Origin of the sequence: Janthinobacterium sp. OK676 (assembly GCF_900103595.1) — a bacterium.
Classification (GTDB): domain Bacteria; phylum Pseudomonadota; class Gammaproteobacteria; order Burkholderiales; family Burkholderiaceae_D; genus Janthinobacterium.
This window is the reverse complement of record NZ_FNHA01000006.1, coordinates 165,887-180,108: the sequence shown is the minus strand read 5'-3', so window position 1 is coordinate 180,108 and position 14,222 is coordinate 165,887. Positions and strand designations below refer to the sequence as shown.

At 58.6% G+C, this 14,222-nt stretch carries 14 protein-coding genes; 1 reads left to right on the top strand and 13 read right to left on the bottom strand.

The genetic code is table 11. The annotated features are described in order from the left end of the window. Positions 1-2: 2 nt before the first annotated feature. The 5 genes from BLU39_RS14060 to BLU39_RS14040 form a co-directional block, all read right to left on the bottom strand. On the bottom strand, positions 3-1,418 hold the full coding sequence (locus tag BLU39_RS14060) for a magnetosome protein MamC family protein (RefSeq protein ID WP_070301336.1): 1,416 nt from the start codon (positions 1,416-1,418) through the stop codon (positions 3-5). 61 nt (positions 1,419-1,479) lie between these two features. After that, a complete protein-coding gene (locus BLU39_RS14055; protein WP_070301337.1) occupies positions 1,480-2,388 on the bottom strand; it encodes a helix-turn-helix transcriptional regulator in 909 nt (302 codons plus the stop codon). Between the two features lie 229 nt (positions 2,389-2,617). Continuing rightward, complete coding sequence (locus tag BLU39_RS28190) at positions 2,618-3,700, bottom strand: hypothetical protein (RefSeq protein ID WP_139143264.1); 1,083 nt, start codon at positions 3,698-3,700, stop codon at positions 2,618-2,620. Beyond that, a complete protein-coding gene (locus BLU39_RS14045) occupies positions 3,693-4,907 on the bottom strand; it encodes a phage/plasmid replication protein, II/X family (protein ID WP_070301339.1) in 1,215 nt (404 codons plus the stop codon). The genes BLU39_RS28190 and BLU39_RS14045 overlap by 8 nt, the downstream gene beginning before the upstream one ends. A 344-nt stretch (positions 4,908-5,251) precedes the next feature. Continuing rightward, a complete protein-coding gene (locus tag BLU39_RS14040) occupies positions 5,252-5,629 on the bottom strand; it encodes a helix-turn-helix transcriptional regulator (protein WP_083292497.1) in 378 nt (125 codons plus the stop codon). 198 nt (positions 5,630-5,827) lie between these two features. Here BLU39_RS14040 and BLU39_RS14035 point away from each other — a divergent pair, with 198 nt between their 5' ends. Continuing rightward, the gene (locus BLU39_RS14035) at positions 5,828-6,613 is read left to right on the top strand and encodes a DNA -binding domain-containing protein (protein ID WP_083292498.1); all 786 of its coding nucleotides are present in this window, start codon (positions 5,828-5,830) and stop codon (positions 6,611-6,613) included. 101 nt (positions 6,614-6,714) lie between these two features. On the opposite strand, the gene rng is transcribed toward BLU39_RS14035, so the two are convergent. The 8 genes from rng to BLU39_RS13995 form a co-directional block, all read right to left on the bottom strand. Further along, positions 6,715-8,178 carry a ribonuclease G gene (gene rng, locus BLU39_RS14030; RefSeq protein WP_034747098.1) on the bottom strand — a complete coding sequence of 488 codons (1,464 nt, stop codon included), beginning with the start codon at positions 8,176-8,178 and terminating at the stop codon, positions 6,715-6,717. Positions 8,179-8,221: 43 nt separating this feature from the next. Further along, on the bottom strand, positions 8,222-8,842 hold the full coding sequence (locus BLU39_RS14025; protein ID WP_092713945.1) for a Maf family protein: 621 nt from the start codon (positions 8,840-8,842) through the stop codon (positions 8,222-8,224). 8 nt (positions 8,843-8,850) lie between these two features. Next, positions 8,851-9,321 carry a 23S rRNA (pseudouridine(1915)-N(3))-methyltransferase RlmH gene (gene rlmH / locus BLU39_RS14020; protein ID WP_034747108.1) on the bottom strand — a complete coding sequence of 157 codons (471 nt, stop codon included), beginning with the start codon at positions 9,319-9,321 and terminating at the stop codon, positions 8,851-8,853. A gap of 6 nt (positions 9,322-9,327) precedes the next feature. Then, complete coding sequence (gene rsfS, locus BLU39_RS14015) at positions 9,328-10,017, bottom strand: ribosome silencing factor (protein ID WP_092713943.1); 690 nt, start codon at positions 10,015-10,017, stop codon at positions 9,328-9,330. Further along, positions 10,018-10,665, bottom strand: a complete 648-nt coding sequence (nadD, locus tag BLU39_RS14010; protein WP_269800014.1) for a nicotinate-nucleotide adenylyltransferase — start codon at positions 10,663-10,665, stop codon at positions 10,018-10,020. Positions 10,666-10,685: 20 nt separating this feature from the next. Next, positions 10,686-11,600, bottom strand: coding sequence for an oxygen-dependent coproporphyrinogen oxidase (gene hemF, locus BLU39_RS14005; protein WP_092713939.1), 915 nt, complete (start codon positions 11,598-11,600; stop codon positions 10,686-10,688). A gap of 107 nt (positions 11,601-11,707) precedes the next feature. Beyond that, entirely contained in the window at positions 11,708-13,258 is a 1,551-nt protein-coding gene (locus tag BLU39_RS14000; protein ID WP_092713937.1) for a class I SAM-dependent methyltransferase, read from the bottom strand. A gap of 70 nt (positions 13,259-13,328) precedes the next feature. Then, complete coding sequence (locus BLU39_RS13995) at positions 13,329-14,135, bottom strand: hypothetical protein (protein WP_139178277.1); 807 nt, start codon at positions 14,133-14,135, stop codon at positions 13,329-13,331. Positions 14,136-14,222: the final 87 nt, after the last annotated feature.

The following is a 14,222-nucleotide window of genomic DNA, read 5'->3' as shown; positions in this document are numbered from 1 at the left end:
CCTCAGAGCTTGTTGATCTTATCTTTCAGGCGCACGCTTTGCACCTGCATGGTTTTGACTTGCTGCGCGAAATGCTGTTCGGAAAAATACAACCCTTTGTGGAAATCGGCATAGTATTCTTGCGAGCGATGCAGGTACTGCAGCGTATCGTGAGCGGTAACTCCATTGCTGACGACCCGCTCCGTCGCAGCGAGCGTCAGCTGAAACGTTTTTTCGACGTGATTGTCCAGCGCGATACTCATCGCCAGCGAGGTGATCATGCCGCCGATCAAGCCGCCGATCAGTGCCCCCGGCGGCCCGGCCAGCGCGCCGATCGACGCGCCCACCGAGGAACCGACGACGGCGGCGCCGGTCTGGAAGACATTCTTGCCAGTACGCGTCTCCAATTCTTCACGGCTCATTTTTCCGGCGGAGAACAGCACTAGGCATTGCACCAAATCCACCACGCAGATGGCCGCGCCGGCGACCGTGCCAGTAGACAGGCTACGCGTGAAGGTGGAGCCGGCGAACAGCTCAGGCAGCGAGCGTGCAGCCATGCTGACGCTCGCCGTCGCCACGCCCGCCTTCAAGAAGCTGTCGGCGGCGGCGATCACGGTGTCTTTCAGGATCATGCGCGCCGCCTGCTCTGCGCTGATTTCGCCATTCCTGACCTGCTGGATGTGCTGGAATGCGTTAATGCAGCCGGCGACGACGCCGGTGATTACGGCCGCCGTCGTTGCCGCTTTCAGGCTTTGCTGAAGCGTGGATTTGTTCAGGTAGCCGTCCTGCATCTGTTCATGCCGCTTCTTGCCGGTCCTGGAGCCGCTGCCGAGCTGCTCTGCTTCGGACTTGCTCAGTGGTGTGGATTGCGCACCGTCGGCATCCAAATGCCCGACGGTGTTGTCACGAACCTTTTCCGCCGCGCGCGCCACTTCCGGGCGTGTTTCCTGGTTCTTCATCGCTGTTCTTTGGGCGGAAGTCCGCACGCCGTCGATCTGATCGGATGGACCGACGAACACATCGGTGTTTTCGTACTTGTGCACGCCGTTCTTGGAGGCGCGAAAGGCTTTTTGCGTTTCATCGGCGTTCTGGAAGTACTTCAGTTGCGCGCCTAGCACCTGTTCGCCGTCCTTCATGACGACGATGTCGTGCAGCTGATGGTTGCGCTCCAGCGGCGAGTTGGCGAATCCATCGGTGAATGCGCGCACGTCCTTGTTCTTCAAAATGGCGTCCAGATTGAACGACTCCGCATGAAAGGTTTCGGCGGCGATTCCGCCTTTGATGGCGTTGTTTTGCGCGGTCATGGAGATATTGCTCATCAGGGTGTTGGCCTGGTTGATTTCCTCCAGCATCCGCCCGATTTGCTCCGCCGCCTGCGCGGGCAAGATGGGGCAGGCGCTGACCGCCTGTGTGATGGCTTTTTTGCGTTCATTATTCATGGTGGCTCCGAACTCTTATATTGGCAAAATTGGCGGCGGAAAAATGTAGGCTGAATCCATCTCAACCTTCCCACATCTGGATCGCCTGCTTCAGGCCCCGAACCAGTTCCTCCTCCCACGCCCGCGGCTGGAGTATCCGCACATGGGGCAACCAGTGCCGTACAACCGGCAATAATTGATTGATGTGATTGATCCGGGTGTTGACCAGCAGCGAGCCGTCATCTTCTGCGTGTTGCCGTTGATGCGGCAGCAGCGGTTGGCGACTGAAGTAGTGGGCGACATCGGGGGCGACGCGCAGCAGCACGTCCGTGGTTTCCGTGGTGAACCACACATCGTCCTGGACATCGATGTAGTCGGCGTGCGCGGGATTGAATGGAAACTGCGCCGCTTCGTCTACTTCCAGTTGATCGATCAGCGCAACGCTGAAGTTCTTGAGCCGTGCGCCTTCCTCCGCAGCCACATACCAGATGCCGTTTTTGTGAATCAGTCGGTATGGCTGGGCAAGTCGCGGCCGGGCTTTATAGATGAATCTGCAAGGATGCCGTTTGGCGATGGCAGCATGGAGCGCGGTAAAGGTACGGGTGCCGCGCAAATCCTCTTGGGGAGTCGCCTGTACCTGGGTAGCACGGTGTACTTCGGGCGTGTTCAGTTGTTCCAGCAGATAGCGCAGGCTGCCGTCGGGGAACAGGTGTTCGGTGCCGGATAAGCGGGCGTAGCCGTGCAGGTGTTTGACGGGAATGCTGCTGCGGGCAGCGTGCGTCAGCTGCCAGCGGCCTTCCGAGTCGCGTTCGGCGATGCCGAGCAAGCGCTCCCCCAAGTCGCGTTCGATGGTGCGCACGTCGACCCCGTGCTCTTCGGCCAACTGGTGCTTGTCGATTCGGTCGCCCTGATGCAGGCGGGCGAGGATGCGGGACAAGCGCTGGGCCAGTTTTTCCCCTTTTCCGCTATTGGTCGTGTTGGTAGATGTCATGGGGCAATATAGTTGCCTCGCGCGACAGGTAGTGTCGCGGGGCAGGCAGCACCCCGAATATTTGAGGAGAAACCTTTAGTCTGAATCGTTAATTCTTTATGGAAACTTTCGGGGGAGTTTACCAAATGATAAGAAAAATAGGAAGTAGAGTTTTAGCTAAGGGGAACTGTCTTTTCTATTCATACTGCACCCCTATGCAACATCGATGCCCTTCCTATTAATATTGGTTCTAAACGTTGTCGTATTCACTACGTAGGCTATCGAGCAGTGCCGGCCAGTTCTCTGCGCAAAAGCGGAATGAAATATCGCGCGACTTTGGTGAATGGTCGCCTGGATAAATAAGCTGTTTCACGAGCAAATCTGGGCGTTGCCACTGGTACTCATGCCAAGGTTTTTTGATATCGATACCTGTTTGCTCCAGAATTACCTTTTGTGCAGTGCGCCAACCTTTCCGTTTTCCAGAGTCAAGATTGGGTGGCCTGAAAGGGAAGCCGGAAAACATCTTGGGGTCTTTGCCTGTGAAGTACTCGCGCAACAGCTGTTCGTTCCTCGGCCCCAGTTGAGCAAGTGCAGCGTTGCTCGGTTCCGGGTGTTGGGCCAACGGGCCATCCAGGCGCAGGATTCCACGCACCGCTCGATCAAAAATGTGCTTATATCGATTCCCAGCATACCCGGCATCCCAATTGCTTAGTTCGGCCCAATCGTATCGCTGGAGGTAGTTTTCATCAAGGGTGACATCAATACAAACGAAATTGGTATTGGGCCTAAAGTCGACTGACACCGTCACTCCTAGAAAATCGGTATTCGACTGATCTTCGCCGGCAAACGTGCTGCCGGGCGCAGCACGATATTGACTCTGACTATCAGCGTGGGACGGCATAATCTGTAGACCTAGCAGCAATACGTGTTGGCGAATCAATTTTTTGAAATTAGAGGCCTGTTCTGCATGCGCAAACGGCAGAATATAGGTGATAGATGCGGATTGCACTGACACATGCCCGATCCCGATCTGATCAAGCGCGGATTTTGGCAAACCGGTACGGGCCAGCGCGATTCGCACCAGTTCTAATCCTGCACGCCCGGCAGCAAACACGCTAGTGCCAAGTGCAATATTTGGTGGTAAGACCGCGTGTGGCAGCGTGATGTCGGCTACCACGGAAGTTGCAAGAGCTTTGCCGTTGATCGTCTTCCATAGCGTAAAAAATATGGCCCCTGGGAGGTTGTTGGCACCGTTCCCAAGGTCTGGTACAAGGACAAGTATTTCAGTACCCAAGTGTTCAAGATCAATGTGAATACGCACGAATTTAGTCATGATTGCCAACCTCTTTTTCTTCAACGTCGTAGTGGTAAGGATCAACGTAGATTGAACTGATGCCACGTTGCCCGATCTCTCTAGTGCGCGCGATCCATTCAGCTTGCATATCGCGGTCATAGAACAGCGCGGGGTCTGATTTGATTGCAGCAGGAATCGGCACGAAGTTCTCGATGCGCAAGATTTCACCCAATTCAATTGGCATTTCTATCGTACCCGGCGGGGGCAGGAATATATCTATGCTGTACTGTTTCTTTAGCACTCTGCGATGACCAATCAGCAGTTTTTCATCGCCCTTGAACAACCTCTGAAGATCCGCACCGCGTTGCCACAGAGCTACGGTAGAGCGATAGGGCGGGCGGATAAGCCATAGCTCTTCATCTTTCAAGAACCGCCGCAAGCTACCTTTGAGATCGTAGTTGTCCAGCAAATTCAAAAACATGCTGGCGAGTGTCTTGGGGGAAAGCATGGATGGCGTAACAGGCTTCCCGTCAAATTCCCGGCTCAAGTGTTTTAAGCGATAAACGGCCTCGAAGCGGACGGTGGTTTCCGCAAGACTCATCAGGGCAGCAGCGTTTGGGCTATCAGGCAGATTATGTTCGCGTCGCTTTTGCTTCATTTCCAGTGCTTTTACATATGCCTTTAACGACGCGAGTTGGGAATGCTGATCAAAGTAGACTGTCTCGTTGGGGTAGATGCTGGTTGTGACGCCAGCGCTTAGGGCAGCATATGCTAATGCGTTAATAATGGCTCCTGCATTGAAGCCGTCAGGTACTTTTAGCATAGCGGGGGTATCGATCCTCGTTACCTCAACACCTTCCCCCATTCTGAAAACCATAGCCTGACGCGGGTGCTGGAATTCCAGTGGATACTGACACCTGACAGCATCCAGCATCGAATACGCAGTCATGACCGCGTCGCCCGAGGTGACAATATTGTGGCCGACGTAGTGCATAGAGTTGCTGCCCTCTACTTCCAGCTTTGTCCCAGATTTTTTCGACCGGACTCGCAACGGCATTTGTTTGCCTGAGTTCGATTTTAGTTGGCCCTTGGCCCAACTGGAGTTATGTACGATCTCAGGATCATCGCTAATTTGTGCGAATTCCCGTTGAAGCTTAACGCCGAAAACACCGTGAACTCGAAGACCCATGGTATCGATCATGATGCAATCCATCATGTGCTGTAACCGCTTTTTGTCCTTGTTCATTTCAGTTCCTTTCAATGGTCATGCTGTTTTTTTGCGTTGCCTAGCCGCTAGACCATGCTATGGCAGGCTAAGTAGCGACCTTAATCGCTGTTGAAAACGGTATAAACAGTTATTCTTTAAGGGGAGCATCATTGGCAAGTAGATAGCTCTCTTTGTTAGCTATGTACGGATGCAGTTGCCATGTCTGCAAACTGATAATGACCGTCTATGTATGGTGTGTTTGTTGCCATGTTGTACGGTATTACGGTATTACGATGTTGTGCTGACATGACGCAGTTGACGTGCACGCACTAACGATCCTGCGAGACAATCAAACACATGCACGTTCATGCCGTGTGACTTGCCTAGATGGCTGTAAGCAACGAGACGAATTTCTTTATGTCCACTTTTTGCCTCGAACGCGTGTTCAGTGCTTTTGCCGCAAGTATCGCGTTCACCTCTTCAGAAATCCACGCTACAGACCTTGCTGAGACCTTGATAGGTGGTGGAAAGACTCCAGCTTTAACATCGCGCCATAAAGTAGACCTCGCGATGCCGGAACTCTCTGCTGTTTCCTTTTCTTTACGAACGGCTCGATTTGGGCTGTTTCGGGCGGTGTTGATGAGTTCTTGAAATGCTTCGGGAAGCGAGTCCAGAGCTGGGGTGACTAATAGCCGATCGTCAACCTTGTCAGCATTCTTATGGGGAGCCTTATATATTTCTCGATGTTTTACAGTTTTCATTTCTTCTCCGTGGGCATGTTTAGTATGTCGCGACAAGAAGAATTTTCTCATCAAATAGATGCAATTAAAACAACATTATTGATTGTAGTCATTGGGCACGAAAAGAGCCAATTACGCGTTATTCCGTGAAAAAGTTATAGTCTTTTGATGTATCCTGACTGTTCTGCGTGAAAAGATTTAGTTATTTAAGGGAGCTGCATGAACACATCCAAACCACAGGTTCAAGAAGTGAAGAGACAACGTCCTAGCTGGGATGATGAACATGCTTATGACATCAGTGTGAACTGGTCATTTAGGAGGTGGGCTTGGGAGTTTTTAAGGCGAAATCCTGAGTATCAGGCGATCAAACCGAATGCCCGAGGACCTGGATACAGGGACCTCTATGCTAGGTTTGGGCGGACAACTCTAAAAGACTTCAATCAGCACTACGATACCCCTACGCCTGGGGATGAAAGCCGGGCGTGGCTGCCTGAGCGGCACAGCGGTTTTTATGTACCCAAGTTTTCCAGCGAACGTGAACTTAATCTGACCTTGAAGCAAGGTGAAGTAGCAGTGGTGCTCGATCTAAGTCGTACAATTAGTGCAGGGAGGGCGGCAGTAGAGTCAATGCTCTCGCATGTCCGAGCAGATTTAATGGCGGAGATGGATCGTTATGAGTCATTGCTTCGACTTAAAGATGCGCCACTTCCTAAGATCAAGAAACCTCGACGGCACAAGCTCCTCATTCGTTTGCGAATTCTGGATGCCATTTATGCAAACGCTTCCGATGATGAAATAATTACGTGTATATATCCACCATACAATCGGACAAGGACTTTGCCAACAGGAGATGCGCTTTCGCGGGCGCGCAGAATGCTTAGCGAGGATAAAAAGCGAGCACGGGCTTTAATGAATGGCGGGTACCTTGAATTGGTGCCGCTAGATTATCTTCAAGATAAAAGCGGCACCAAGGAGGAAGATGACAGTAAATCTGATGAGGAGTAATGAGTAAACTGCAGTGCTGCTGTTTGTGTAGTCAGCTGCGTAGCTAAAACATTATTTTACAAAATTTGTAGATAAGCTATTGATTTAATTGTATAAATTTCCTACATCAAAATCACGTCGTACTGCTCCTGATGGTAGGCATTCTCCACCTGCAGCGAGATTTTCTTGCCGATGAAGTCGCCCAGCATGGCCAGGTGCTGCGATTCTTCTTCGAGGAACAGATCCACGACTTCCTGCGAGGCGAGGATGCGGAATTCGCGCGGGTTGAACTGCTTGGCTTCGCGCAGCAGTTCGCGCAGGATTTCATAGCAGATCGTGCGCGAGGTTTTTACCTGGCCCTTGCCGGCGCAGGCGGGGCACGGTTCGCACAGAATGTGGGCCAGCGATTCGCGCGTGCGCTTGCGTGTCATTTCCACCAGACCCAGCGGCGAAAAGTTGCTCACCGAAACCTTGGTGCGGTCGCGCGACAAGGTGCGTTTCAGTTCGGCCAGCACGGCGTTGCGGTGCTCGGCGTTGTCCATGTCGATGAAGTCGAGGATGATGATGCCGCCCAGGTTGCGCAGGCGCAGCTGGCGCGCGATGGCGTGCGCCGCTTCCAGGTTGGTCTTGAAAATCGTGTCGGCGAAATTGCGCCCGCCGACGAAGCCGCCCGTGTTGACGTCGATGGTGGTCATCGCTTCCGTCTGGTCGACGATCAGGTAGCCGCCCGACTTCAGGTCGACCCGGCGGCCCAGCGCGCGCAAAATCTCTTCTTCCACGCCATATAAATCGAACAGCGGGCGTTCGCCCGTGTAGTGCTGCAGGCGCGTCAGTTCGCTGGGCGTGTAGATTTCCGCGAATTCGCGCAGTTTCACATAGTTTTCGCGCGAATCGACCTGGATGGTGGCCGTTTCATCGCCGACGAAGTCGCGCAGCACGCGCTGCGCCAGGCTCAAGTCCTGGTGCAGCAGGCTGGTGGCGGGCCGCGTGCGCGCACCGTGCGTGATCGTGCTCCAGGTCTTGCGCAGGTAGTCGACGTCCGCCTTCAGGTCCGCGTCGGACGCGTCCTCGGCCATGGTGCGCACGATGTAGCCGCCCTTTTCATCGGGCGGCAGCAGGCTTTGCAGGCGCACGCGCAATTGCTCGCGCTCCGCTTCCTTCTCGATCTTCTGCGAAATGCCGATATGTTTATCCTGCGGCAGGTACACCAGCATGCGCCCGGCGATGGAAATCTGCGTCGACAGGCGCGCACCCTTGGTGCCGATCGGGTCCTTGATCACCTGCACCGTCAGCACCTGGCCGTCGAAGAGGATTTTTTCGATCGGCGCCGGCGTGGCGTTCTGGCCGTCGTGGCCGCGCGCTTCCCAGATGTCGGCCACGTGCAGGAAGGCGGCGCGCTCCAGGCCGATGTCGATGAAGGCCGATTGCATGCCCGGCAATACCCGCACCACCTTGCCGGAATACACATTGCCGGCCAGGCCGCGCGTGAGCGTGCGCTCGATGTGCAATTCCTGCACGGCGCCCTGCAGGATGAGGGCGACGCGCGTTTCTTGCGGCGTGATATTGATCAGGATGTCTTCGTTCATGGGGGCGCGGGAGTGGAGGCAACGAATGACATCATACCCGGGATCAGGGCAGGGGCAAACCCGCTTCACGCAGCAATTGCGCGGTCTCGTACAGGGGCAGGCCCATGATGCCGGAATGGCTGCCTTCGATGTACTCGACGAACAGCGCGGCGCTGCCCTGGATGCCGTAGGCGCCGGCCTTGTCGTACGGTTCCGGCGTGGCGCAGTAGGCGGCGATCGAGGCGGGCGAGAGCACGCCGAAGCGCACTTGCGACACCTGCGTGCGCTGCTCGGCGAAATCCTTGTAGTGCACGGCGATCGAGGTCAGCACCTCGTGCGTGCGGCCCGACAGCTGCTGCAGCATCGCCACCGCTTCCGCCCGGTCGGCCGGTTTGCCGAGGATGACGCCGTCGATGGTGACGGTGGTGTCGGCCGCCAGCACGGGACGCGGGGTCAGGTGTCGGCGGCGCACCAGATCCCACGCGAAGGCGGCTTTTTCATTCGACACGCGGGCGACATAGTCGAGCGCCGATTCGCCGGGGAAGACTTCCTCGGTGACGTCGGCGCCGCGCGGGCCGTCGCTGCGCAGCAGCAGCAATTCGAAATCGACGCCGATCTGGCGCAGCAGTTCGCGCCGGCGCGGACTTTTGGAAGCGAGGTAGATCTTGTGATCAGCCGTTTTCATGGGGGAGTTCAGACGCGGTGATAGGGGTGGTTTTGCGTGATCGACCAGGCCCGATAGAGCTGCTCGGCGAGGATCACGCGCACCACGCCGTGCGGCAGGGTCATGCTGGAAATGCGCAGCATGCCTTCGGCACGTGCCTTGAGTTGCGGATCGAGGCCGTCGGCGCCGCCGATCAGGAAGGCGGTGTCGCGGCCATCCTGCTGCCACGCCATCAACTGCTGCGACAGGCCGACGCTGGTCAGGTCCTTGCCGCGTTCGTCGAGGGCGATGATGCGCACGCCCTTGGGCAGGACGGCTTCGATGCGCTCGCGTTCGAGCGCCATCGCCGTGGCGGCGGTCTTGCTGCCGGAACGCTCCACCGGCTTGATTTCTTTCAGCACGATGCGCAATTCCGGCGGCATGCGCTTCGCGTATTCCGCGAAGCCCGTCTCTATCCAGGCCGGCATTTTATGGCCGACCGCAGCGATGATGAGCTGCATCGAGGCTTACGCTTCGACTTTTTTGATACGCTTGATCACGGTTTTTGCCGGTGCAGCATCGGCTGCCGGCTTGGCCGCGCGTGGGGCGCGTACTTTTTTCTCCGGCAGCGCTTTCAGCGCTTTCACGGCGGCTGCTTCGGTCTTGGTCGGCGCGACTTTCACGGTCTTGCCGACGGCTTTGGAAGCGGCGGCTTTCTTGGCCGGGGCTTTCTTGGCGGCGGTGGCGGCCGTGGCTTTCTTGGCCGGCGCCTTTTTCTCGATCACGGGCGTCGCTTCCACATTGGCCTTGCTTGCCGCCAGATGGCCGCTGACCTTTTTCGGCTCGTCGCCGGCCGCTTTTTTCGGCGCGCGCTTGGCGGCGCCCAGCTTGACCGGGGTGTCGCCCCAGATTTCTTCCAGACGGTAGTAGGCGCGGATAGGCGCTTGCATGATGTGGACGATCATGTCGCCCAGATCGACCAGCACCCATTCACCGGTGTCCTCGCCTTCCATGCCGATGATCTGGCCGCCGGCGTCCTTGACCTTGTCGCGCACCGAGGCGGCCAGCGCCTTGGTTTGACGGTTCGAGGTACCGGAGACGATCGCGATGCGGTCGAACAGGCTGGTCAGGTGGCTCGTTTCGAAGACGGCGATGTCTTGGCCTTTGACGTCTTCAAGGGCGTCGACGACGAGGGTTTGCAGTTTTTTGATGTCCATTTAGCTTTTGTATAAATTATGTTGTTCAATATAGTCTAGCACTAGCGGGGAAACAAGCGAGTTCGCCCGATTCCCCCGTTGTAATGCCGCACGTATTTCGGTGGCGGAGATATCCACCGCGAAGTCCTGTGCCAGATAAGTCAGACCGTGCGGCGTGTTGCGGATGCTTTCCAGAGACCCCAGGCGGCGCGAAAATGCGTCGGCGACCACTTGCGGTACTGCTGTGTCATTCAGCGCGAAGCCGGGGCGGGCCGCGACGCAGATATGCGCGTATTCAAATAATTGCTGCCATTCGCGCCATGTCGCGAGCCGCTGCAGCTGGTCGGCGCCCATCAGGAAAACGATGGAAGCGCGCTGTCCCAGCTCGGCGCGTACCTGGCGCAAGGTATCGATGGTGTAGCTGGCCTGGCCATGTTCGCTGCGCTCGATTTCCTGGCGGTCGATCACCACGGGCAGGGGCAGGCCGGCAAAGGCAAGGCCGGCCATTTCGGCGCGCTGCTGGCCGGTGGCGCCCAGTTTATCCTTTTGCCAGGGCGCGCCTGCCGGAATCACGCGCAGTTCATCGGCGTGCAGCAGGCTGGAAAAATGCGCGCCCAGCGCGACATGGCCCATGTGCACCGGATCGTAGCTGCCGCCGAGCAGCGCCACGCACGCCGTACCGCTTTCCTTCACGCCTGCAGCCAGTCGCGATGCACGAGGAAGTCAGTATACAACGCCGCTTCGGGACTGCCCGCTTCCGGGTGCCAGTCGTAGCGCCACTTGACCACGGGCGGCATCGACATCAGGATCGCCTCGGTGCGTCCGCCCGACTGCAGCCCGAACAGGGTGCCGCGGTCGAAGACCAGGTTGAACTCGACGTAGCGTCCGCGCCGGTAGCACTGGAAATCGCGTTCGCGTTCGCCGTAGGGCGTGTCCTTGCGGCGCGCCAGGATCGGCACATAGGCGTCGATGAAGGCGTCGCCGGCGCTGCGCATCATGGCAAAGCTGTCGTCAAAGCCCAGGGCGTTGAAGTCGTCGAAGAAGATGCCGCCTGCGCCGCGCGCTTCGCGCCGGTGCTTCAGGTAGAAATAATCGTCGCACCACTGCTTGAACTTCGGGTGCAGCTCGTCGCCAAACGGCGCCAGCGCGTCATGGCACACCTGGTGAAAATGCTTGACGTCGCCCGTGTCGCCATAATACGGCGTCAAATCCATGCCGCCGCCGAACCACCATACGGGTGCGCCATCGGCATTCACGGTGGTGAAAAAGCGCACGTTCATGTGCACCGTGGGCGCGTAGGGATTACGCGGATGGAGCACCAGCGACACGCCCATCGCTTCCCACGCCTTGCCGCCCAATTCAGGGCGCGCGGCCGCTGCCGATGGCGGCAATGCGGCGCCTGTGACGTGCGAAAAATTCACGCCACCACGCTCGAACACATTGCCTTCCTCGATCAGCCGCGAAATGCCGCCGCCGCCCTCGGGGCGCTGCCATGCATCGGTCAGGAAGGGCTTGCCGTCCTGCGCTTCGAGCGCCTGCACGATACGGCTTTGCAAATCGAGCAGATAAGCCTTGACGGCCGAAGGGGAGGGAGTTGACGACATCGCGTGGGCCGACGAGGCCGAAATAAAAAAGTAAGGACGGATTGTACCCTGTTACGCGTTTTTGTGATAGGCCGGCGCTGGCGCTGTGGTTTTGCGGCTGGCGCCCCTTACAACATGCGCAACTGCTGCAGCACGGGCAGTTTCTCACGCAGGAACTCGTCGATGGCGGCGTTGAGCAGCTGCTGGTGCGCCGCCTCGTCGTCGCATGCCGCGCCGTCCTTGAGCAGGCGGCGCCCGCAGCGCGCCATGGCGCTGGCCGCCTGCGCCTGCAAGCTGGCCAGGTCCGGTTGCTCGCCTTCCTGGGTCAGCAGAGAAAACAGCAGCCGGTCGATGAATTCCATGTTGATACCGCTGCCAGCCAATGACGAGCACAGGATGCGGTGGTCGTCGCCATAGCGCAACTGTGCGCCGATGGCCCGGTTCAGGCGGTGCGCGGCGGCGTCGTCGCTGCCGCTTTGCGCCACATCCGGGAAATACATCACGACCTGGCCGCCGGTGACCAGCATGGCTGCCACCTCCGCCAGGCTTTGCATGCTTTGTCCGGGCAATGAGGGCAGTGCGGCCAATTCGGCCAGGCTATGCGGGCCGGTTGCCAGCGCGTCGCAGACGGCGCCGTAGACCTGCTCGTTTCCCGTCACTACGCCAACCTTGGTCTGGAAGCTAAAGGTCATTTTTGCGCGCGGCACCAGCATGGCCAGGTGCACATCGGCCAGGCATTCCGCCTGGCGCGCGGCGCCCATGCGGCGCGCGCCCCGCACCAGCACGTCCTTGCGGAAACTGGTATCGAGAAAATAATCCTTCATCGTTTCACGCATGGCCGCATCGGGCAGCAAGTCGATGGTGGCTTGCCGGTCGGCGTTCAGGTACAGCTCGGGAAAGGCAAAAGGCAGGTCGGCGGAGCCGGCAAAATCGAGCTTGGCGCGCGCCACATCGCGCATCACGTCGGTGTGGTACAGCGGTTCCCAGTCCTGGTTCAGGTATTCATGCACGCTGTAATGGGGATCGCTGTTGATGAGCGCATTGAGGCGCGGTGCGAGTGCGGGATTGTCCGTGATGTAGCCCGCCTGCAGGTTCTGCAACTGCTGCACATAGGCGATGCCAGCCTGGATCTGCAGGTCGCTGCGTCCGGGAAAGCTGTTGGAAAACTCCAGCAGCAGGCGTTGCAGGGGCAGGGCGGAACTCCATCCAGGCATGGCGTTGTAGCTGAGCGAAACGATGCCGCCCGGTTTCAGGTAGCGGGCGATGAAGTCGACGATGTGCTGGCGGTTTTCGCGGTTGACCCAGGTGTAGATGCCGTGCAGGGTAATGAAGTCGAACTGCGGCAGACCGGGCACGCGGCCCTGGCCCAATTCTTCGAAGCTGTTTTCCAGCAGGGTCAGATTGCCCAGCTGTGCTTTTGCCGCCAGGGCGCGTGCGCCGGCGACATGCGCGGGATTGAAATCGTTGCCGTAGAACTGGCCGTTGGGATTGGCGGCCGCCAGGACGTTGAGCGTCTGGCCGCGGCCGAAGCCCAGTTCAAAATAGGTGTAGGGCTGATCCAGGGGCACCGGCTCGACGCCGTGCAGGATGCAGCTGAAATTGAGGTGATGCGGACTCAGGTCGCTGTAAAAACCGTTGGTGTACTCGATATCCGACACATATCCTTCATTCCAGGCCATGGTTTCCCCGCATTGGTGGCAAAACGGCAGTATGCCATCATGGCTGCCTGCGCGGGAAGTGCGTTGTGGCTCAGGGCGCCGGTGGCGGGGCGTCGTCCTGCACCACGGTGATGGAGAGCTCCGGCCCGGCGCCGGGCGGGCGCGTGCTTTCGACGGCGTGCGCGGCGTTCTGTTGCAGGTCAGGCCGCGCTATGCCCTGCCCGGCGATGGCGGCGGGAGAGGGCGCCTGCTTGCTGATAATGGCGCTGGCCGCCAATGCCAGCAGCAGCACCAGCAGCGCGGCTTTCACCCACGTTCCCGGGCGCGCATGCGCGGGGCGCTCGCGGCGGGCCTGGCGCGCCGCGGCGTCGACGATGATGCGGGCCAGCTCGGAGCCGCGCTGGCGGGTGCGCAGGCGCAGGGCCTCGAATTGGGCTGCGGACAAGGTGCCTCGCCGGAGCATGTCGCGCAAGGCGGCGACCGGCGAGGCGAGCAGGCGGTCCGTCGGCAGGCTGGCGTGCGCGGCGTCACGCTGCCACTGGTCGATCACGTCTTCGTCGTACAGGGCGTCGATGGCGTGGCGGTTCACCTGCCGCAGCGCATCGGCGGCCAGTTGCTGGCGTTCGAGCAGTGCCGCGCCGTCATGCTGGCGCGGCAGCTCGCGCACCCGCTGCAGGAAGGCGTCCTGTGGCAGCAGGTCCGTGCGCAGCAGCCATGCCAGGGTGTCGACGGGCCCCGCACCGGCGGCCAGTTCCGGCACGTCGATATCCTCTTCTTCGTTGTGCTCGCGCTGCAGTTCGATGATGTCGAGTTCGGCGATGGCGTCGTCGAGTTCCTCGGCCGTGATCAGGCCGAGCCGGCGCACCTGGGCGAGGGAAGGATGGATGTGGCTGGGCATGGGCCGCATCTTAGCGCAAGGCCCGTTTTTTCGGCGCGCCCATGCAAACGGGGCCGGGGCGGATGACTTCCGCGCCGGCCCCGCCGT

Bases quoted from the DNA above. Each gene is read 5' to 3' on its own strand.
- BLU39_RS14060 (WP_070301336.1), bottom strand. From the start codon at position 1,418: ATGAATAATGAACGCAAAAAAGCCATCACACAGGCGGTCAGCGCCTGC.
- BLU39_RS14055 (WP_070301337.1), bottom strand. From the start codon at position 2,388: ATGACATCTACCAACACGACCAATAGCGGAAAAGGGGAAAAACTGGCC.
- BLU39_RS28190 (WP_139143264.1), bottom strand. From the start codon at position 3,700: ATGACTAAATTCGTGCGTATTCACATTGATCTTGAACACTTGGGTACT.
- BLU39_RS14045 (WP_070301339.1), bottom strand. From the start codon at position 4,907: ATGAACAAGGACAAAAAGCGGTTACAGCACATGATGGATTGCATCATG.
- BLU39_RS14040 (WP_083292497.1), bottom strand. From the start codon at position 5,629: ATGAAAACTGTAAAACATCGAGAAATATATAAGGCTCCCCATAAGAAT.
- BLU39_RS14035 (WP_083292498.1), top strand. From the start codon at position 5,828: ATGAACACATCCAAACCACAGGTTCAAGAAGTGAAGAGACAACGTCCT.
- rng (WP_034747098.1), bottom strand. From the start codon at position 8,178: ATGAACGAAGACATCCTGATCAATATCACGCCGCAAGAAACGCGCGTC.
- BLU39_RS14025 (WP_092713945.1), bottom strand. From the start codon at position 8,842: ATGAAAACGGCTGATCACAAGATCTACCTCGCTTCCAAAAGTCCGCGC.
- rlmH (WP_034747108.1), bottom strand. From the start codon at position 9,321: ATGCAGCTCATCATCGCTGCGGTCGGCCATAAAATGCCGGCCTGGATA.
- rsfS (WP_092713943.1), bottom strand. From the start codon at position 10,017: ATGGACATCAAAAAACTGCAAACCCTCGTCGTCGACGCCCTTGAAGAC.
- hemF (WP_092713939.1), bottom strand. From the start codon at position 11,600: ATGTCGTCAACTCCCTCCCCTTCGGCCGTCAAGGCTTATCTGCTCGAT.
- BLU39_RS14000 (WP_092713937.1), bottom strand. From the start codon at position 13,258: ATGGCCTGGAATGAAGGATATGTGTCGGATATCGAGTACACCAACGGT.
- BLU39_RS13995 (WP_139178277.1), bottom strand. From the start codon at position 14,135: ATGCCCAGCCACATCCATCCTTCCCTCGCCCAGGTGCGCCGGCTCGGC.